A 15,823-nucleotide genomic window follows, 5' to 3' on the forward strand; every position below is an offset into this window, starting at 1 on the left:
AGGCCCATCATGGCAAGAGTCGTCGCAGGATTTCTGTGAAGAGACGGCTGGCCCTACTATTCACCGCCCTCGTGCTCGGCCCCGTGGGGCTGGGACTCACCCAGACCCCGGCCTCGGCCGCCCCGCCGCCCCAGCCCGAGAACCACTGGCAGGCCGACCACTGGCCGCAGCGGCAGCCCTGGCAGGAGCAGGAGCCGGCGGCGCTGATGCGGGGCACGGCCGGTAAGTCCGGCGGGCCCACCGCGATCGACCCCCAGAACTGGAAGAACCCCGACCACATGACGTGGGCCGACTACAAGAAGGTCCCCGGCACCAACTGGTCGGACCCGGCGGCCAAGGGGTCCACCCGCACGTTCAAGGGCGCGCTGGTCCTGCTCGACTACCCGAACCAGCCCTTCGTCGTCACCCAGCCGGCGAACTCCACCGTCTTCGGCAACCCCAGCACGCAGGCGCACGACGTCCCCCGCGCGCAGGTCGCCGAGTTCTACAAGAACTTCCTCAACGTCCCCGGGGCGCTGAACAACGGGCACACCATCCACGAGTACTGGATGGAGGACTCCGGCGGCCGGTACGGCGTCGACCTCACCGCCTTCGGGCCGTACCAGATGCCCGGCAAGTCGCACGAGTACGCCATGGAGTTCCAGGCCGGCACCGGATGCCCGTCCGGGGACACCTGCAACCGCAACATCCGCACCGACGGGCGCGCCGCCTGGGTCGCCGACGCCGGTGACACGACCGTCGGCTCGTTCGACTTCGTCTTCTACCTCAGCGCGGGCCAGGACGAGTCCTCGACCTGGCAGGAGTTCGGGTCGATGAAGTTCCCGACCAAGGAGGACGTCACCGACGCCTTCGGGCCGCCCGACCCGGCGCTGCCCAACTGGTCGCGCACCCGGTACGTCGACTGGACCTCCTGGGCCTCGGGCTCGACCATCTGGCCGAACGCGGGCGGCGGCTCCTCCACCCAGGCCGAGAGCTCCGGCATGAGCGTCTACGCCCACGAGTTCAGCCACATCCTCGGCATCGGCGACAACTACAACAACCCGTTCGGCGTGCCGCCGCAGCGGGACTACTCCGGTCCCTGGGAGATGCTCAGCCGGGGCACCTTCAACGGCCCCGGCGGCCCGCACAGCCGCTGGGTGATCCCGCCCACCGGCGGCGCCTCCATGGGCGCCCAGCACATGCTCCGTAACAAGATCAAGCTGGGGATAGTGGACGAGCAGAACGTCCTGCGCCTGTCGCGTGAGGCACTGGCCCAGTCCGGCCTGGTCGTCGCCAAGGTGACGGCTCGGGTGGTCCAGCCGGGAGCGAGCGACCTGTCCGGCGTCAACGTCGTCCTCGGCACCGGCGACCTCAGCCCGGAGTGCAAGGTGAGCACCGACCCGTTCTGCGACGGCGGCGGCTACCAGAACTACACCGTCGAGGTCGTGGACCGGATGGGCTCCGACTCCTTCACCCCGGACTCCGGCGTGCTGCTGGCCAAGACCAAGAACCAGGACCGCGCGCCGTTCGAGTGGGTGATCGACGCCAACCCGCAGGACATCGGCATGACCGACTACGTCCTGCCCGACGGCACGAAGGTCCCCATCACGATCGGCGACTACCGGCAGCTCTCGGACGCGCTCTTCCACGCCGGCACCGACTCCGGCAGCGAGTACGAGTACACCGACCAGGCCAACCGCCTGCAGTTCTACGTGCTCGACAAGCATCGCGACAAGAAGGGCCTGCTGTCCTACACCGTGGCGATCCGCTCGCTGGACGGCGCCGGCCCGCAGAAGCGCGGCGTCCGGCTGCTGCCCGGCGTCGGGCTCACCAAGGGCACGGAGTGGGCCGCCTGCGACCTGCGGCTGGTCAACACCGGCAAGGCGGCGGCGCCTCAGGGCCAGCACCCCGAGGACGTCTCGTCCTACCTGAAGTCGGACGTCTACCGCGTGTCGGCGACCGTGGACGGCAAGGGCTGGACGACCTGGCTGCCCAACAAGCTGAGCGCCGTCGAGTTCGGCAAGACCGGCTCCGTGCGGGTCTACGCCCAGCGCGCGGCGTCCGGCGACCACCTCGCCAAGGTCAAGGTCACCGCCACCTCCGAGAGCGACCCAACCAAGACGTCCACCGCCAGTTGTCAGATGGTGGGCCTCTGACCGGCCCCACCCCACCCCTGAAAGTCTCGGACGATCTACCCTCCCCACCCCCTATGGGGTGAGACTGGGGCCGGTCTGATCTTTCACGTTGTACGGACGCGCCCACCGGCCCGCTGCCGGTGGGCGCGCCCGCGCGTCCAGGGAGGGTGGCATGGCGCACATCGAGTTGGGTAACGAGTCCCCCGGCATCGGCGGACTGATGGAATACCGGCCGGACACCGGCCGGGCGCTGAGCGGCCTCGCCGAGGTCCTGCTCCGCGCCGACGAGACGATCGACCGCGACGACAACACGCTGACCCGCGGGGAGCGCGAGCTCATCGCCACCTACGTGTCGTCGCTGAACCAGTGCAAGTTCTGCTCGACCTCCCACGCCGCCTTCGCCGCCGCCCAGCTCCCCGGGGGCGCGGAGGCCGTCGTCGACACGTGCGCGGACCTCGACACCGCTCCGGTCTCGGACAAGGTGAAGGCTCTGCTGCGCGTCGCCGGCGCCGTGCAGCAGAGCGGCAAGGCCGTGACGCCCGAGCTCGTCGCCGCCGCCCGCGAGACCGGGGCCACCGACCTGGAGATCCACGACACCGTCCTCATCGCCGCGGCCTTCTGCATGTACAACCGCTACGTCGACGGCCTCGGCACCTGGGCCCCGGACGACCCCGCGGGCTACGAGGCCGCCGCCCAGCGCATCGTCGCCGAGGGCTACATGGCCCGCCACAGGGAACCCGCCGTCTGACGCGCGTCCCGCGCCACCCCCGCACCACGCGCTGACCCCGTCCCGGCCGGCTCCCCACCTGGGAGAACCCCTGCCGGGACGGCCCGGGAACCTCCCCCCGCCCTTCGTCCGTCTCCACGACGCCGGAGATCGGCCGTGTCGTCCTCCGGCGGGCGACAAGCGCACCGTCCCGTGGAAAACTGGCCGCATGGACAGGCTGGACGAAGAGGCGATCACCACCCGGCTGGCCGACGTGCCCGAGTGGCGGCGCGAAGGCGACGAGATCCGGCGGACGGTCACGGCGCCCGACTTCCGCACGGCCATCGCCATCGTGAACGACGTGGCCGAGCAGGCCGAGAACCTCAACCACCACCCGGACATCGACATCCGGTGGCGGCGCCTGCATCTCGCCCTGTCCACCCACGACGCCGGCGGCCTGACCGAGATGGACTTCAGGCTCGCTGCGAGGATCGACGCCATCGCGGCCGACCACGGCGCGTGACGCCGCACGAGGGTCCCGCCGGGCCGACGTGGCCGGATGTCACCGCGGTACTCGGTTCGCGTCATCCGAGGGGCGTCCGCGGCAGGGGAGGGCCGGGTCGTTCCCCATGGCGTCCGGACGGGCGGGCGGCGAGGGCTCAGGTGAAGAGGTCCGGGGGCGGGGTGGGGGCCAGAACCGGGTCGCCGTCCTTGATGGGGGACGCGCCCGCGACGAACTTGGTCAGGTCGTCGTCCGCGAGGAGGCGGGCCTGGGTCAGGCCGCCGGCGGCGCGCCGGGCGAGGGTGGCGATGGGCAGCGGTGCCGGGGACGCGGCGATGATCAGGTTGCCGAACCTGCGGCCGCGCAGGACGCCGGGCTCGGCGAGCAGCGCGACGTGGCGGAACGTTCCGCGCACGGTGGCGACGACGCGCCGGGCGAACGCGAGGCCCTTGCCGTCGGCGAGGTTGACCAGCAGGGTCCCGGCATCCCTGAGCACGCGGGCGACGTCGCCCATGTACTCGGCCGTGGCCAGCTCCAGCGGCATGACGGCCCCGGTGAAGGCGTCCAGCACGAACAGGTCGGCCGAGGCGTCGCGCAGCCCGGCGGCTCCGGCGCGCCCGTCGGTGACGCGCACCTTCAGCGAGGGCACGGACCTCAGCCGCAGCTGCTCCCTGACCAGCCGGACGAGGGCGCCGTCGGGCTCGATCACGATGTGCCGGGAGCCGGGCCGGGTCGCGGTGATGTACCGGGGCAGAGTGCAGGCCCCCGCGCCCACGTGCACCACGTCGAGCGGGCCCTCGTCGATCACGTCGATGACGTCGGCCATCAGCCGGACGTACTCGAACTCCAGGTAGGTGGGGTCCTCCAGGTCGACGTACGACTGGGGGACCCCGGCCATGCTCAGCAGCCACCCGTTCGGCCGGTCCAGGTCGCGCAGCAGCTCGACCTCCCCGGAATCGACCGGGTAACGCCCCGGGGCGGGGGTCGTCTCCTTGGGCTTGCCCACACGCTCTCCCACGCGTTCTGGTATATCCGGATGTGCCCTGCCCGGCACCTTTGGGAGAACCGTATGCGCCGCCGAGGACTGCTCGCTCTCGTGGTGGTCTGCACGGCCATCCTCATCGCCGCCGTGACGGCCGTCGTCGCGGACGCCCGCAGGGTGACGGGCAGCCCCGAGCAGACCGGCCGGGCCTACCTGGACGCCTGGGCCGGGGAGAACCAGACCGAGATGCGCGACCTGGTCGCGTCCCCGCCGGCGGAGTTCCTGGACCTGCACCGGCGGCTCAGCTCCGACCTGCAGATCCTCTCGATCAAGCTCACGGCCGGCGCCGTCGTACGCCGCGGCGAGGAGGCCGCCGACATGGCCTTCGACGGGGTGCGCCAGATCGGAGAGCTGGGCCAGTGGAGGTTCTCCTCGGTGCTGCACCTGGCGGTCCGGGACGGCACGTGGAAGGTCGTCTGGACGCCCGCGACGCTCATGCCGGGCGTCGGCGCCGACGAGAGGCTCCGGCTGGCGGAGATCTCCGTTCCGGGCACCGAGCTGCTGACCCGGCAGGGCAAGCCCCTGCCGCACGACAGCGGCGCCGACGCCTACTTCAAGGAGCTGGCCGGCAAGATCGACGACCTCGAGAAGGACCCGGCGCGGGGGTGGGCGGTCGAGGCGGTCTCGGCGAAGACGGGCGCGACCAGGCGGCTCATCGTGTTCCGCCATGCCATGGACCGCACGTTCAGGACCACCCTCGACTGGTGGACGCAGGCCGCCGCGGCGCGGGCGCTGGACGGGGCCGGCGCGCCGGCCGCGATCGTCGCGCTCAGGCCCTCCACGGGGGAGGTGCTGGCCGTGGCCGACCGCCTGCCGGAGCGGGGCGCGTTCTCCAAGCCGTACCCGCCGGGGTCGAGCTTCGAGATCATCACGGCCGCCGCGCTGCTGCGGGACCGGCTCACCCCGGGCACGCCGGCGGGCTGCCCGGCGCACTACACCGTCCCCAAGGGCAGGACCTTCGACAACGCCGAGGCCCAGGACCACGGGACCGTGACGTTCCGGCGGGCGTTCGCGCTCTCGTGCGACACGACGTTCACCCGCCTCGCGGTCGAGCGGCTCAAGGACGGCGGCCTGCGGCGCGAGGCGGCGGGCTTCGGGTTCGGCGGGGAGCTGAGGTCGGGCCTCGGCGGCGTGTGCGGCTCCATACGCCCGGCGAGGAACGCCGACGAGCTCGCCGCGGACGCCGTCGGCCGGAACTCCGTGGAGGCGACCCCGTTGTGCATGGCGTCGGTCGCGGCGGCGGTCCAGAACGGCACCTGGCGGCCGCCGAGGCTGATGTCGGAGCGCGCGGTCGCCCGCCTGGAGGCCGGCGGCCGCCCGAAGCCGAGGAAGCTGCCCGCCCCGGTGGCCGCCTCGCTGCGGAGCATGATGTCGGCGGTCGTGACCGGCGGGACGGCCGCGCCGGCCGGGCTGCCCCCGGGGACGGCGGGGAAGACCGGAACGGCGCAGGCCGCGCCGGGCGACGACCACGCCTGGTTCGTCGGCTACCGGGGTGATCTGGCGTTCGCGGTGTTCGTCGAGCACGGCGGCTCGGACGCGCGGGCCGCCGCCGCGGTCGCGGCGCGCTTCCTCGGCTCCCTCTGAGGGCCCGTCCGGGGACGTACGGCACCCCTGAAGCCCCTCAAATACACCACAAGCGCCTCAATGGCATCCGAAAGCCCCAGGAGCCTCGTACCGGGCCGGAAGGGCGCTCAGGCGGTCACGGGCTCGCGGGCGAGGCGGCGTACGGCCAGCTCGGCGTACAGGGCCGCGCCGTCGGCGAGGACGGCGTCGTCGAAGGACGCCTCCGAGGAGTGGTTGTAGGCGGCGACAGCCGGGTCGACCCCCGTAGGGCACGCGCCCATGGCGACGAACGCGGACGGAACCTCGTCGCAGACGAACGCGAAGTCCTCGGCGCCGGTGAACGGCTGCGGGGCCCTGATGTACCGGTGCTCGTCGAACACCTCGCGCACGGTCGCGCCCACGAAGTCGGCCTCGGAGGCGTCGTTCACGGTGACCGGATAGCTGATGTCGTAGCGGGCGTCCACGGTGAGGCCGTGCGCGGCGGCGATGCCGTGCAGCAGGGTGAGGATGCGCTCCTGGATGCGGGTGTGCGTCGCGGTGGAGAACGACCGCACGGTGGCCTCGAACCGGGCCTCGTCGGGGATGACGTTGTCGGTGGTCCCCGCGTGGAAGCTGCCCACGGTGACGACCACCGGGTCGAAGACGTCGAACGCCCGCGTGACCATGGTCTGCAGCGCGGTGACCATCTCGCAGGCCGCCGGGATCGGGTCGCTGGCGCGGTGCGGGGTCGAGCCGTGCCCGCCCGCGCCGCGGACGGTGACGAGGAGCCGGTCCGCCGCCGCCATGATGGGGCCGCCACGGCTGACGAACACGCCCTGCGGGAGCACCGAGCTGATGACGTGCAGTGCGTAGGCGGCGACGGGACGCGCGCCCGCGGCGTCCAGCACGCCCTCGTCGATCATGATCTTCGCCCCGCCCGACCCCTCCTCGCCCGGCTGGAACATGAAGACGACGTTCCCGGCGAGCCGGTCGCGCCGGGCGGCGAGCAGGTGGGCCGCCCCGGCGAGCATGGTGGTGTGCAGGTCGTGCCCGCAGGCGTGCATGCGGCCGGGCAGCTCGGAGACGACGGAGGCGCCGCTGCGCTCGGTCACCGGCAGGGCGTCCATGTCGCCGCGGAGCAGGACGGTGGGCCCGGGACGCGCGCCGCGCAGCACGGCGGTGACCGAGCTGAGGCCCTTGCCCGTCGACACCGTGAGCGGCAGCCCGGACAGCGCGGCGAGGACCTTCTCCTGCGTCCTCGGCAGGTCGAGGCCGAGCTCGGGCTCGCGGTGCAGCGCGTGGCGCAGCCGGACGAGCTCGCCGCTGATGTCGTTGGCGTCCTCGCGTAGTGACACCGGCGTCTCCTCCTCGGCCCTTGTCACAGACATGTCCCCGCATCGTCCGCGCGTTCAAACGATATTGCCTGACTTGACGCCTGGTGGACAGCTTTTGGCCGTGCCTTGGTCTGCTGTCGTGACCTTTCAGGATAGGACGGAAACGTGGTGATGGAGGCAGACATATTTAGACATTGGAGGACGACATGCGCGATGTCAGTGGCCAGGCGGCCCCCGGACTCACGGGCCGCGACTGGTGGGTGCTCGCGGTGCGCGGGGCCTGCGCGATCGTATTCGGCATCCTGGCCATCATCTGGCCCCTCATCACGCTCCTCACGCTGGTGATCCTCTTCGGCATCTTCGCGATCGTGAGCGGGATCTTCACGCTCATCGGCGCCTTCCGCGGCGACCACCCCCGGCAGTCCAAGCTCTGGATGATCGTCTCCGGTGTCCTCGGCATCATCGCGGGCGTCATCGCCTGGGTCTGGCCGGGCATCACGGCGTTCGCGCTGCTCATGCTGATCGCGGCCTACGCGGTCGTCATCGGCGTCTCCGAGATCGTCGCGGCGGTGCGGCGGCGCGCGTCGGGCGAGACCGAATGGATGTGGCTGGTCAGCGGCGTGCTGGCGGTCATCTTCGGAATCCTGCTCTTCATCTGGCCCGCCCCGGGCGCGCTGGCCCTGACCTGGCTCATCGGCGTCTTCGCGATCGTGTACGGCGTCTCGCTGCTGGTGCTGGCCTACCGGGTCCACGACATCGGCCACCGAGGGACCGCGGGCACGGCCGCCCACGCCATGTAGGACGGCTCACGTACGGCTCAAAGGACGGCTCGAAAGGACGGCTCAGGGGCGAAGAACTTTCGACGCGGGGCGCAATGGCCGGAAACTATTCACATAATCACAGACTGGCGGGGAATAGTTCTGGCAAGACCTTCCATCGACCCAGGAGGGCCCATGAGCGTCCTCGATCGTCTCGCGCGGCACCTGCTCGTGGACGGCTACCGGCTGGAGCTGGATCTCGAGCGCAGCGGCGGGTCCTGGATCGTCGACGCGGCCACCGGCCGGCGCTATCTCGACTTCTACACGTTCTTCGCCTCGGCCCCGCTCGGGGTGAACCCGTTCGACGACGACCCCGAGTTCGTGTCCCTGCTCGGCAGGATCGCCGCCAACAAACCGGCGAACTCCGACCTCTACAGCGTCCACCTCGCCGACTTCGCCGAGACCTTCGCCCGCGTGCTCGGCGACCCGGAGCTGCCTCACCTGTTCTTCGTCGAGGGCGGGGCGCTGGCGGTGGAGAACGCCCTCAAGTGCGCCTTCGACTGGAAGAGCCGCCACAACGAGGCGCGCGGCCGCCCGCGCGAGCTCGGCACCAAGGTGCTGCACCTCACCCGGGCCTTCCACGGCCGCAGCGGATACACCCTGTCGCTGACCAACACCGAGCCGGTCAAGACCGAGCGCTTCCCGGTCTTCGACTGGCCGAGGATCGACGTGCCCGCGATCCACTTCGGGGACGTCGAGGCGGCCGAGCGCCGGGCGCTGGCCCAGGCGCGGGACGCCTTCGCCGCCCATCCGCACGACATCGCCTGCTTCATCGCCGAGCCGATCCAGGGCGAGGGCGGCGACAATCACATGCGCGCGGAGTTCCTCCAGGCCATGCAGGCCCTGTGCCACGAGAACGACGCGCTGTTCGTCCTGGACGAGGTGCAGACCGGCGCCGGGCTCACCGGCACGCCGTGGGCCTACCAGCAGCTCGGCCTCGCCCCGGACATCGTGGCGTTCGCCAAGAAGGTGCAGGTCGGGGGCATCATGGCCGGCCGCAGGGTGGACGAGGTCGAGGGCAACGTCTTCCAGGTGAGCGGACGGATCAACTCGACCTGGGGCGGCGGCCTCGCCGACATGGTGCGCTCGCGCCGCATGCTGGAGATCGTCGAGCGGGACGGCCTGATCCCGCGCGCCGCGAAGCTGGGCGAGCGCCTGCTGGACGGCCTGCGGAAGCTGGAGGCGGGCTTCCCCGAGCTCGTGCGCAACGCCCGGGGCAGGGGTCTCATGTGCGCGTTCGACGTCTCCTCCGGCCGGGACCGCCTGGTCGCCTCGATGCGCGACGACGAGGGGGTGCTCCTCCTGCCCTGCGGTGAGCGGTCGGTACGGCTGCGTCCCGCGCTCTCGGTGAGCATGGAGGAGATCGAGCACGGCCTTGCGGCGCTCGGGCGCGCGCTCAAGGCCGCCCGCGACGCCATGACGGTGCCCGCCTGAGCGGCCCGTCTGAAGGCCAGGGCCCTTCCCGAGGGCCCGGCCGTACCCCCCGTCATCCGCCCGGACGCCCCCTGACGTCCTCGCGGGCGCGGGAGGTCAGCCGCGCGGCCGACCCGCCGTGAGCCCTTGCCACAGGCCGATGGCGGTCACCCGGGAGTCGGCGCCGAGCTTGGAGTAGATGCGGTTGACGTGGTTCTTGACGGTCTTCTCGCTCAGGAAGAGCCGTTGGGCGATCTCTCCGTTCGAATGTCCGGTCGCGATCAGCTCCATCACCTCGGCCTCGCGTTTACTCAACCCGGTGTGCGCGTGCTCGTTGTACGTGGCGTCATCGACACTCATCCGGCCTCCGGTGGCGCGAATCATTGTCAGATCGCCGAGCCCCCCGCGCTGACGGCGTAGCGGTTCTGTGCGAGCATAGCCCGCCGTCCCATTCTTTGGGGTCCATGCTGCCGGAGAAAGGCTACTTTCCCCGGTAGGGGTGGGGTTGTCCGGTAAAAAGCGCGATGGCCGGTCCGTCGGGACCGGCCATCGACCGCTGGGGTGAGTGATGGGACTTGAACCCACGACATCCAGGACCACAACCTGGCGCTCTGCCAACTGAGCTACACCCACCATGACCGCTGATCGCGCCGCGGCACAGGAAAAGTGTAGCGGGCTTTGCGGGGTCCTGGCGCCGCGGCGGGTCAAGATCCGGTGATGGCCTCGGCGACTTCTCGTGCGGTGGCGGAATCGGGGCCCGGCTGCGGGACGAAGACCGCCGCGCGGTAGTACCTCATCTCCTGCACGCTCTCGGTGATGTCGGCCAGCGCGCGGTGGCCGCCCTGCTTGGCGGGGGCGGCGAAGTAGACCCGCGGGTACCAGCGGCGGACCAGCTCTTTGACCGAGGAGACGTCGACCATGCGGTAGTGCAGGTAGGCGTCGACGGCGGGCATGTCACGCGCGATGAAGGAGCGGTCGGTGGAGATCGAGTTGCCGCACAGCGGCGCCTTCTTCGGCTCGGGCACGTGCCGCCGGATGTACTCCAGCACCACGGACTCGGCCTCGGCGAGCGTGACGCCCTCGCCGAGGGCGGTGAGCAGGCCCGAGGAGGTGTGCATCTGGCGCACGACCTCCGACATCTGCTCCAGGGCCTCCCTCGGCGGCTTGATGATGACGTCCACGCCCTCGTCGAGCAGGTTCAACTCACCGTCGGTCACGACGCACGCGACCTCGACGAGCGCGTCACGGCCCAGATCGAGCCCGGTCATCTCACAGTCGATCCAGACCAGCAGGTCACTCATAATGCTCAGCGTAGTGCCCGGTCAGGAGGCTTTGAGAGAGTCCAGTACGCGATCTATCACCTTCGTGTCCAGATTGTCCGGCACCGAGGCGTACATCAGCGTAGGTCGCGCTTGCGGTCCCTGGTCGATGAGCAGGTAGAACCCCTCCTCCTTGCGGAACTTCCAGCCGCTCTTCTTGGCCACGTCGGTGAAGTCCATCTCGAACCGCAGCAGCCACGCCTTCTTGCCGCTGATCTCCATCGCCTCGTTCTTGACGATCCTGCGCTTGTGCGGCGGGGAGTAGACGATCGGCTCGTAGGCGAGCAGCACCTCGAAGGTCCTGTTGCGCAGGTCGTCGGCCCCCGTGTAGTCGAACGCCTCCGGCAGATGGGCGGACGCCACCTGGCTCAGCCAGTCATGGCCCTCCTGGCCGTCGTAGTTCTTCTGCGAGATGGCCATGTAGCCGCCCGTCCACTGAGGGAAGCGCGGGTCGGGCGGGCCGGTGCCGTTGAACACCGACCACTCCGGCACCTCCCAGGGCGCGCCGGGGAACGTGTACGAGACGCCCGTGCGCGGATCGGTGATCCTGCCGTCCTTGACCGGAGGCAGGACGGCGGGGAAGTCCAGGGAGGACGAGGGGCTCGGCTCCGGGGTGGGACTCTCCAGCGGGGGAGTGATCTGCGGGTCGCTGGGCTCGATCGTCTGGCTCGGCACCGGGGCCGGGCTGTCGATGGCCGTGGGCGTGCCGTCGCCCCCGCGGACGATGGTGAAGCCGATCACCAGCGCCACGACCAGCAGGATCACCAGAGCGCCACCGCCGAGCACCCACGGCATCGCGCTCTTCTTGGACGGCGGCGTGCCCCCGAACTCGGGCACCGAGAACTGCGCCGTGTTCCCGGGGTTCCCGGGGTTCCCGGGCTGCGCGCCGCCCCACTGCTGCGCGGGCGCGCCGTACGGACCGCTCGGCGGCGCCCCCTGCGGGCCCCCCGGAGGCCCGTACGGCCCCGGGGCGGAGTACGCGCCGCCGCCCGGAGGGGCGAACTGGGCGGTCCCCTGGGGAGCGCCCGGCTGCTGGTAGACGGCCGTCGGCTGGGGGCCCTGCTGCGGTCCCTGCGGAGGGCCCTGCGGTCCGGGCGGAGGGGCCTGCTGCGACCCCTGCGGGAGGAACTGGGGCCCCGTGCCGGGCTGGGCCGGGTACGGGCCGGTGCCGGGCTGCCCCTGCGGCGGCGCGCCGGGGCCGGCGCCCTGCTGGGACGCGGCGCCCATCACGGGGTTCGGGCCCGTGCCTCCCTGCGGACCCGTGCCTCCCTGCGGGCCCGTGCCTCCCTGCGGGCCCGTGCCTCCCTGCGGCGCCGCGCCCTGAGCCGCCACGCCCGGCTGAGGTGCCGTACCCGGTTGAGGTGCCGTACCGGACTGAGGTGCCGTGCCCGGCTGAGGGGCGGTGCCGGACTGGGGCGCGCCGCCCGGCTGCGGTGGCGCGCCGCCCGGTGACGCCTGGCCGGGCTGCGCCCACTGGCCGGTGGTCACGGGCCCGCCAGGGGAACTCTCCAGAGGATGGGTGGCATCGGTCCACTGCGTGCCATCCCACCAACGCAATTGGGGGGTTCCGTACGGGTCGGGGTACCAGCCGGCGGGGGTCTGCGTCATGCCCGTCACAATAGTGACATTGCCGTTATCGCGCATTTGCGGGCACAAGGTGGCCGACGGCGGCTACGGCGGATTGTGATGTGCTAGGTCAGCATTTATAGGTGAACGAGGCCTTGTCCTCCAGCGGAGTCCCCGACCCTGTGGGCGAGAGGACGCGCAGTCTGGCCGTGTACTTCTGGGTGCCCTCGCCCTTCACCTTCCACGGGAAGTGCAGCTCGTAGGTCGTCGAGCCGGACGGGATCGTGTCGGTCTGCTCGATCGGCTCCTTGCGGTCGCTGCGCCACCACTGGTAGCTGACCTGGCCGGACGAGCCGTTGGTGGTGAGCACGCCCACGACGTTGACCGTGACGTCGCACCCCTTGGGCTTCGGCGCCCTCACGTCCACCGCCTGGACCGACAGCGGCGCGGCGCGCTGCGTCCACAGGTACAGCCCGAGGGCGAGGATCAGCACGAACAGCACGCCCGTCCACAGCGTGCCCGCGCGCCGGCGGCGCCTGGGCGGCCGGCCCCCCAGCCGGTCCTTGGCGGCGACGGTGAGCTGTTGCTGCTGCCCCGCCCGCCAGATCTGCGCGGCGGTCGTGTCCGAGGGAACCCCCGGCCCGAAGCGCATCTCGCCGCTCGCCGCCGTCGGGGCGGTCCCCGCATGGGCGGTGCCGGGCAGCCCGGCGACGGCCCCGGCCGCGCCCGCCGCGCCGATCGTGGCCGCGTGGCCCGGTCCGAACGCGCCGGCCGGGGGCGTCTCGCCCGTGCCGGGGGTGTGGAGCAGCGTCACGATCTCGCCCTGGTCCACCCCGGGCGCGTCGTACGGGGACGGCGCGGGCCGGGCGGTCGGGACGTCGGCCACCGCCCACTGCTGGATCGTGCGCACGAGCCGCTCGCGGGTGGTGAACCCGGCCGGCAGCAGGTCGCGCCCGGCCACGAGCGTGTCGCGCGCGGCGCTCAGGCCGTGCGCGGTCGCCGTGGCCGCCGCCCGCTCGAACAGGCGTGCCGCCTCGGGCGACCCCGCGGCCCAGCCCGCCGCGAGCCCCCTGGCCAGGGACGCCCACGCCGTGACGTCCTGGCCGGGAGAGGCCTGGCCACCCCAGAGGGCCACGGCCAGGCCGCGTTCCGCCAGTAGCGCGGTGCCGTCCTCGCCGACCACGATCGTGCCGGGGCCGAGGGCGCCGTGCGACAGCCCGGCCGCGTGCACGGCGAGCAGGGTCTGCGCGGTCTCCACCAGGACGGTGGCGGCGCTGCCCGCGTCGGGTCCCGCCGCCGCGCCGTTCACCAGATCGTCCAGGGAGGGGATGGCGGGGCGGGCCGTCAGCAGCCAGACCTCCCCGCCCGCGGCCACGAGGTCGGCGACGGGCAGCAGCCCCGTCAGGCCGGACTGGGTCAGGCGGCGGTCCTCGACGACCGCGGCCACCACCCGCTCGCGGGCGCCCGGGGCCGACAGGGCGCGCGGGTCGAGCCTCAGCGCCCCGGCCCGCCCGCCGCCGGGCGCCACGGCGTCGTTCCAGGTGCCCACCTCGCCGGTGCGCGAGCGGGGTTCGAGCCGGTAACCCGCGATGTCGCCGCCGTCGGGCATCTACCCCTGCCTCCGGTGCCGTCCCGCCATGCGCTTCTTCAGAACCAGTGTGGCGGGAACCGTGCCCGTCGTCACCAGCCCGATGGCGAGAAGCGCGGGCAGGTCGCCGCCGCGCGGCGGATCGGAGGGCGCGGGCGTCGCGGGCGCCTCGCCCGTGTCGCCGCGCGGGGTCTCCCCGCCGTCACCCCGGGGCGTCTCCTCGGGGCCACTGCTGCTCGGCGTCTGGCCCCTCGTCGGGGTCTCCTCCGGCGTCGGGGTCGTGGGCGTGGGGGTCGGCTCCTCCGTCGTCGGGGTCGGGGACGGAGTCGTACGGGTGGGGGTCGGGGTGGGCGTGGGCTTGGGCCTGCCCGACGGCACCGGATTCTTCACGTTCGGGTCCGACTCGTCGGTCGCCGTGGGCTTCGGGGAGGCGGAGGGGACCGGCTTCTTGGTCGGTTTCCTGGTGGGAGACGGCTTCGGGGAAGGGCTCTTCCTGGTGGCTGTGGGGGCCGGAGCGGCGGCCGTCGGCGCCCCGGCGGTGTTCTGCGGGGTGGACGGCTCGGGGGAGGTCGTTTCGGTCGGCTCCTCGGACGGCGTCTCCGTGGGCTCCTCGACCGGGGTGTCGTCGATGGCCGGCTCCGGGCTGCCGCCGGTCGTCACCGTCTCCACCACGGACGGGGTCGGCGTGATCACCGTGGTCTGGGCCTGCAGGGACGTGCTCCCGAGGGACCCGACCAGCACGGCGGTGATCGCCGAGACCACCGCCAGGCCGACCGCGCCGACCGCGATCTTGACGCTGAGCTTCTGGAGGCCCCGCCGGTGGCCGAGGTCGGACTCGGCGAGCGAGGCGCCCGCCTGGGGCGCGTCCTCCCCGAGCGGGAACAGCAGCACCAGCAGGCCGGCGAGGGCGGCGAGGCGGCGCCGTCCGCGGTCCTCCCAGTCGTTGCCGTAGGCCTCGACCGCGACGGCTTCGAGCTCGGCCAGGAACTCCTCGGCCGAGGCTGGCCGGTCGGCCGGGTGCTTGGCCAGGCCCCGCTCGATCAGCCCGCGCAGCGGCGCGGGCACCTGCTCGATCGGCGGGGGCATCGACTGGTGCTGCCGGGCGAGCACCGCGATGTTCTGCGACTGGAAGGGCCGCGTCCCGGTGAGGCACTCGAAGAAGACGATCGTGGCCGCGTAGACGTCGGTGCTCGGCCCGGCGGGCGCGCCCGCCCACTGCTCGGGCGCCATGTACGGCGGGGTGCCCGCGCCGCTCACGCCGTCGCCGACGCGCACGGCGATGCCGAAGTCCACCAGCTTGCTTTGGCCGGCGCCGTCGATGACGATGTTGTCGGGCTTGAAGTCGCGGTGCACCAGCCCGTTGGAGTGCGCCGCGCCGAGGCCCAGCAGCGAGCCCTTGAGCAGGACGAGCGCCGCCTCGGGCCCGGTCGGGCCCTCCGAGCGCAGCAGCGTGCGCAGTGAAACGCCGTTGACGAGCTCCATGACGATGGCCGCGCCGCCGTTGCCGTGCTCGACGTACTCGTAGAACCGGGCGGCGTGCGGGCTGTCGAGCAGTTCGAGCAGCCGGGCCTCGTGCCGGAACCTGATCAGGAAGCCCGGGTCGGAGGTGAGGTCGTCGGAGAGGTACTTGATCGCGACCATCGTCCCGTCGGCCTCGTAGCGTGCCATCACGACACGCCCCGAGCCACCGGCGCCGAGATCTCTGATCTCGGTGTATCCGGGCACTCGCCATGCCCCCATGGCCCCCATGTGGCCGTCCATTCGGTCTCCTTATGTGGCCGGGCCCCCACCCATGACGCGAGAACGAAGCTTAACGACGGCGTGGCTGCGCTGAGGTGCCTAAATGGATATTTGGCATATTGTCGGCGCGATTGTCAGT

At 72.1% G+C, this 15,823-nt stretch carries 13 protein-coding genes and 1 tRNA gene; 6 read left to right on the forward strand and 8 right to left on the reverse strand.

All coding sequences use genetic code 11. From position 1 onward, the window contains the following. Positions 1 to 35 precede the first annotated feature (35 nt). The 3 genes from DQ384_RS26885 (at position 36) to DQ384_RS26895 (ending at position 3,343) form a co-directional block, all read left to right on the forward strand. On the forward strand, positions 36 to 2,135 hold the full coding sequence (locus DQ384_RS26885) for a M6 family metalloprotease domain-containing protein (protein ID WP_245966799.1): 2,100 nt from the start codon (positions 36 to 38) through the stop codon (positions 2,133 to 2,135). 151 nt (positions 2,136 to 2,286) lie between these two features. Further along, complete coding sequence (locus tag DQ384_RS26890) at positions 2,287 to 2,862, forward strand: carboxymuconolactone decarboxylase family protein (protein WP_114031673.1); 576 nt, start codon at positions 2,287 to 2,289, stop codon at positions 2,860 to 2,862. 187 nt (positions 2,863 to 3,049) lie between these two features. Then, positions 3,050 to 3,343 carry a 4a-hydroxytetrahydrobiopterin dehydratase gene (locus DQ384_RS26895; RefSeq protein WP_114031674.1) on the forward strand — a complete coding sequence of 98 codons (294 nt, stop codon included), beginning with the start codon at positions 3,050 to 3,052 and terminating at the stop codon, positions 3,341 to 3,343. A gap of 136 nt (positions 3,344 to 3,479) precedes the next feature. On the opposite strand, the gene DQ384_RS26900 is transcribed toward DQ384_RS26895, so the two are convergent. Then, positions 3,480 to 4,340 (reverse strand): spermidine synthase, encoded by an 861-nt coding sequence (locus DQ384_RS26900; RefSeq protein ID WP_245966800.1) that lies wholly within the window; start codon positions 4,338 to 4,340, stop codon positions 3,480 to 3,482. A 51-nt stretch (positions 4,341 to 4,391) separates the two neighbouring features. On the opposite strand from DQ384_RS26900, the gene DQ384_RS26905 reads away from it, so the two are divergent. After that, complete coding sequence (locus DQ384_RS26905) at positions 4,392 to 5,948, forward strand: penicillin-binding transpeptidase domain-containing protein (RefSeq protein WP_181871433.1); 1,557 nt, start codon at positions 4,392 to 4,394, stop codon at positions 5,946 to 5,948. Positions 5,949 to 6,055: 107 nt separating this feature from the next. On the opposite strand, the gene DQ384_RS26910 is transcribed toward DQ384_RS26905, so the two are convergent. Further along, on the reverse strand, positions 6,056 to 7,294 hold the full coding sequence (locus DQ384_RS26910; RefSeq protein WP_220183145.1) for a M20 metallopeptidase family protein: 1,239 nt from the start codon (positions 7,292 to 7,294) through the stop codon (positions 6,056 to 6,058). Between the two features lie 152 nt (positions 7,295 to 7,446). Here DQ384_RS26910 and DQ384_RS26915 point away from each other — a divergent pair, with 152 nt between their 5' ends. Next, a complete protein-coding gene (locus DQ384_RS26915) occupies positions 7,447 to 8,040 on the forward strand; it encodes an HdeD family acid-resistance protein (protein WP_114031741.1) in 594 nt (197 codons plus the stop codon). A 153-nt stretch (positions 8,041 to 8,193) separates the two neighbouring features. After that, positions 8,194 to 9,492 (forward strand): L-lysine 6-transaminase, encoded by a 1,299-nt coding sequence (gene lat / locus DQ384_RS26920; protein ID WP_114031678.1) that lies wholly within the window; start codon positions 8,194 to 8,196, stop codon positions 9,490 to 9,492. 96 nt (positions 9,493 to 9,588) lie between these two features. Here the strand turns inward: lat and DQ384_RS26925 are convergent, their stop codons facing one another. From DQ384_RS26925 to DQ384_RS26950, 6 genes are all read right to left on the reverse strand, one after another. Further along, the gene (locus tag DQ384_RS26925; RefSeq protein WP_114031679.1) at positions 9,589 to 9,831 is read right to left on the reverse strand and encodes a helix-turn-helix domain-containing protein; all 243 of its coding nucleotides are present in this window, start codon (positions 9,829 to 9,831) and stop codon (positions 9,589 to 9,591) included. A 197-nt stretch (positions 9,832 to 10,028) separates the two neighbouring features. Next, positions 10,029 to 10,104 (reverse strand) — tRNA-His (locus DQ384_RS26930). A 71-nt stretch (positions 10,105 to 10,175) separates the two neighbouring features. Continuing rightward, complete coding sequence (gene orn, locus DQ384_RS26935; protein WP_114031680.1) at positions 10,176 to 10,772, reverse strand: oligoribonuclease; 597 nt, start codon at positions 10,770 to 10,772, stop codon at positions 10,176 to 10,178. A 21-nt stretch (positions 10,773 to 10,793) separates the two neighbouring features. Further along, a complete protein-coding gene (locus DQ384_RS26940) occupies positions 10,794 to 12,398 on the reverse strand; it encodes a DUF2510 domain-containing protein (RefSeq protein ID WP_181871434.1) in 1,605 nt (534 codons plus the stop codon). An 88-nt stretch (positions 12,399 to 12,486) separates the two neighbouring features. Continuing rightward, positions 12,487 to 13,965: a protein kinase family protein gene (locus tag DQ384_RS26945; protein ID WP_114031682.1), complete on the reverse strand. Its 1,479-nt coding sequence runs from the start codon at positions 13,963 to 13,965 to the stop codon at positions 12,487 to 12,489. After that, positions 13,966 to 15,705, reverse strand: a complete 1,740-nt coding sequence (locus tag DQ384_RS26950) for a serine/threonine-protein kinase (protein ID WP_245966801.1) — start codon at positions 15,703 to 15,705, stop codon at positions 13,966 to 13,968. Positions 15,706 to 15,823 lie beyond the last annotated feature (118 nt).

Source organism: Sphaerisporangium album, assembly GCF_003323745.1.
GTDB classification, from domain to species: Bacteria; Actinomycetota; Actinomycetes; order Streptosporangiales; family Streptosporangiaceae; genus Sphaerisporangium; species Sphaerisporangium album.

Bases quoted from the DNA above. Each gene is read 5' to 3' on its own strand.
- DQ384_RS26915 (WP_114031741.1), top strand. From the start codon at position 7,447: ATGCGCGATGTCAGTGGCCAGGCGGCCCCCGGACTCACGGGCCGCGAC.
- DQ384_RS26950 (WP_245966801.1), bottom strand. From the start codon at position 15,705: ATGGACGGCCACATGGGGGCCATGGGGGCATGGCGAGTGCCCGGATAC.
- DQ384_RS26940 (WP_181871434.1), bottom strand. From the start codon at position 12,398: ATGACGCAGACCCCCGCCGGCTGGTACCCCGACCCGTACGGAACCCCC.
- DQ384_RS26890 (WP_114031673.1), top strand. From the start codon at position 2,287: ATGGCGCACATCGAGTTGGGTAACGAGTCCCCCGGCATCGGCGGACTG.
- lat (WP_114031678.1), top strand. From the start codon at position 8,194: ATGAGCGTCCTCGATCGTCTCGCGCGGCACCTGCTCGTGGACGGCTAC.
- DQ384_RS26895 (WP_114031674.1), top strand. From the start codon at position 3,050: ATGGACAGGCTGGACGAAGAGGCGATCACCACCCGGCTGGCCGACGTG.
- DQ384_RS26910 (WP_220183145.1), bottom strand. From the start codon at position 7,294: ATGTCTGTGACAAGGGCCGAGGAGGAGACGCCGGTGTCACTACGCGAG.
- DQ384_RS26925 (WP_114031679.1), bottom strand. From the start codon at position 9,831: ATGAGTGTCGATGACGCCACGTACAACGAGCACGCGCACACCGGGTTG.
- DQ384_RS26945 (WP_114031682.1), bottom strand. From the start codon at position 13,965: ATGCCCGACGGCGGCGACATCGCGGGTTACCGGCTCGAACCCCGCTCG.
- orn (WP_114031680.1), bottom strand. From the start codon at position 10,772: ATGAGTGACCTGCTGGTCTGGATCGACTGTGAGATGACCGGGCTCGAT.
- DQ384_RS26905 (WP_181871433.1), top strand. From the start codon at position 4,392: ATGCGCCGCCGAGGACTGCTCGCTCTCGTGGTGGTCTGCACGGCCATC.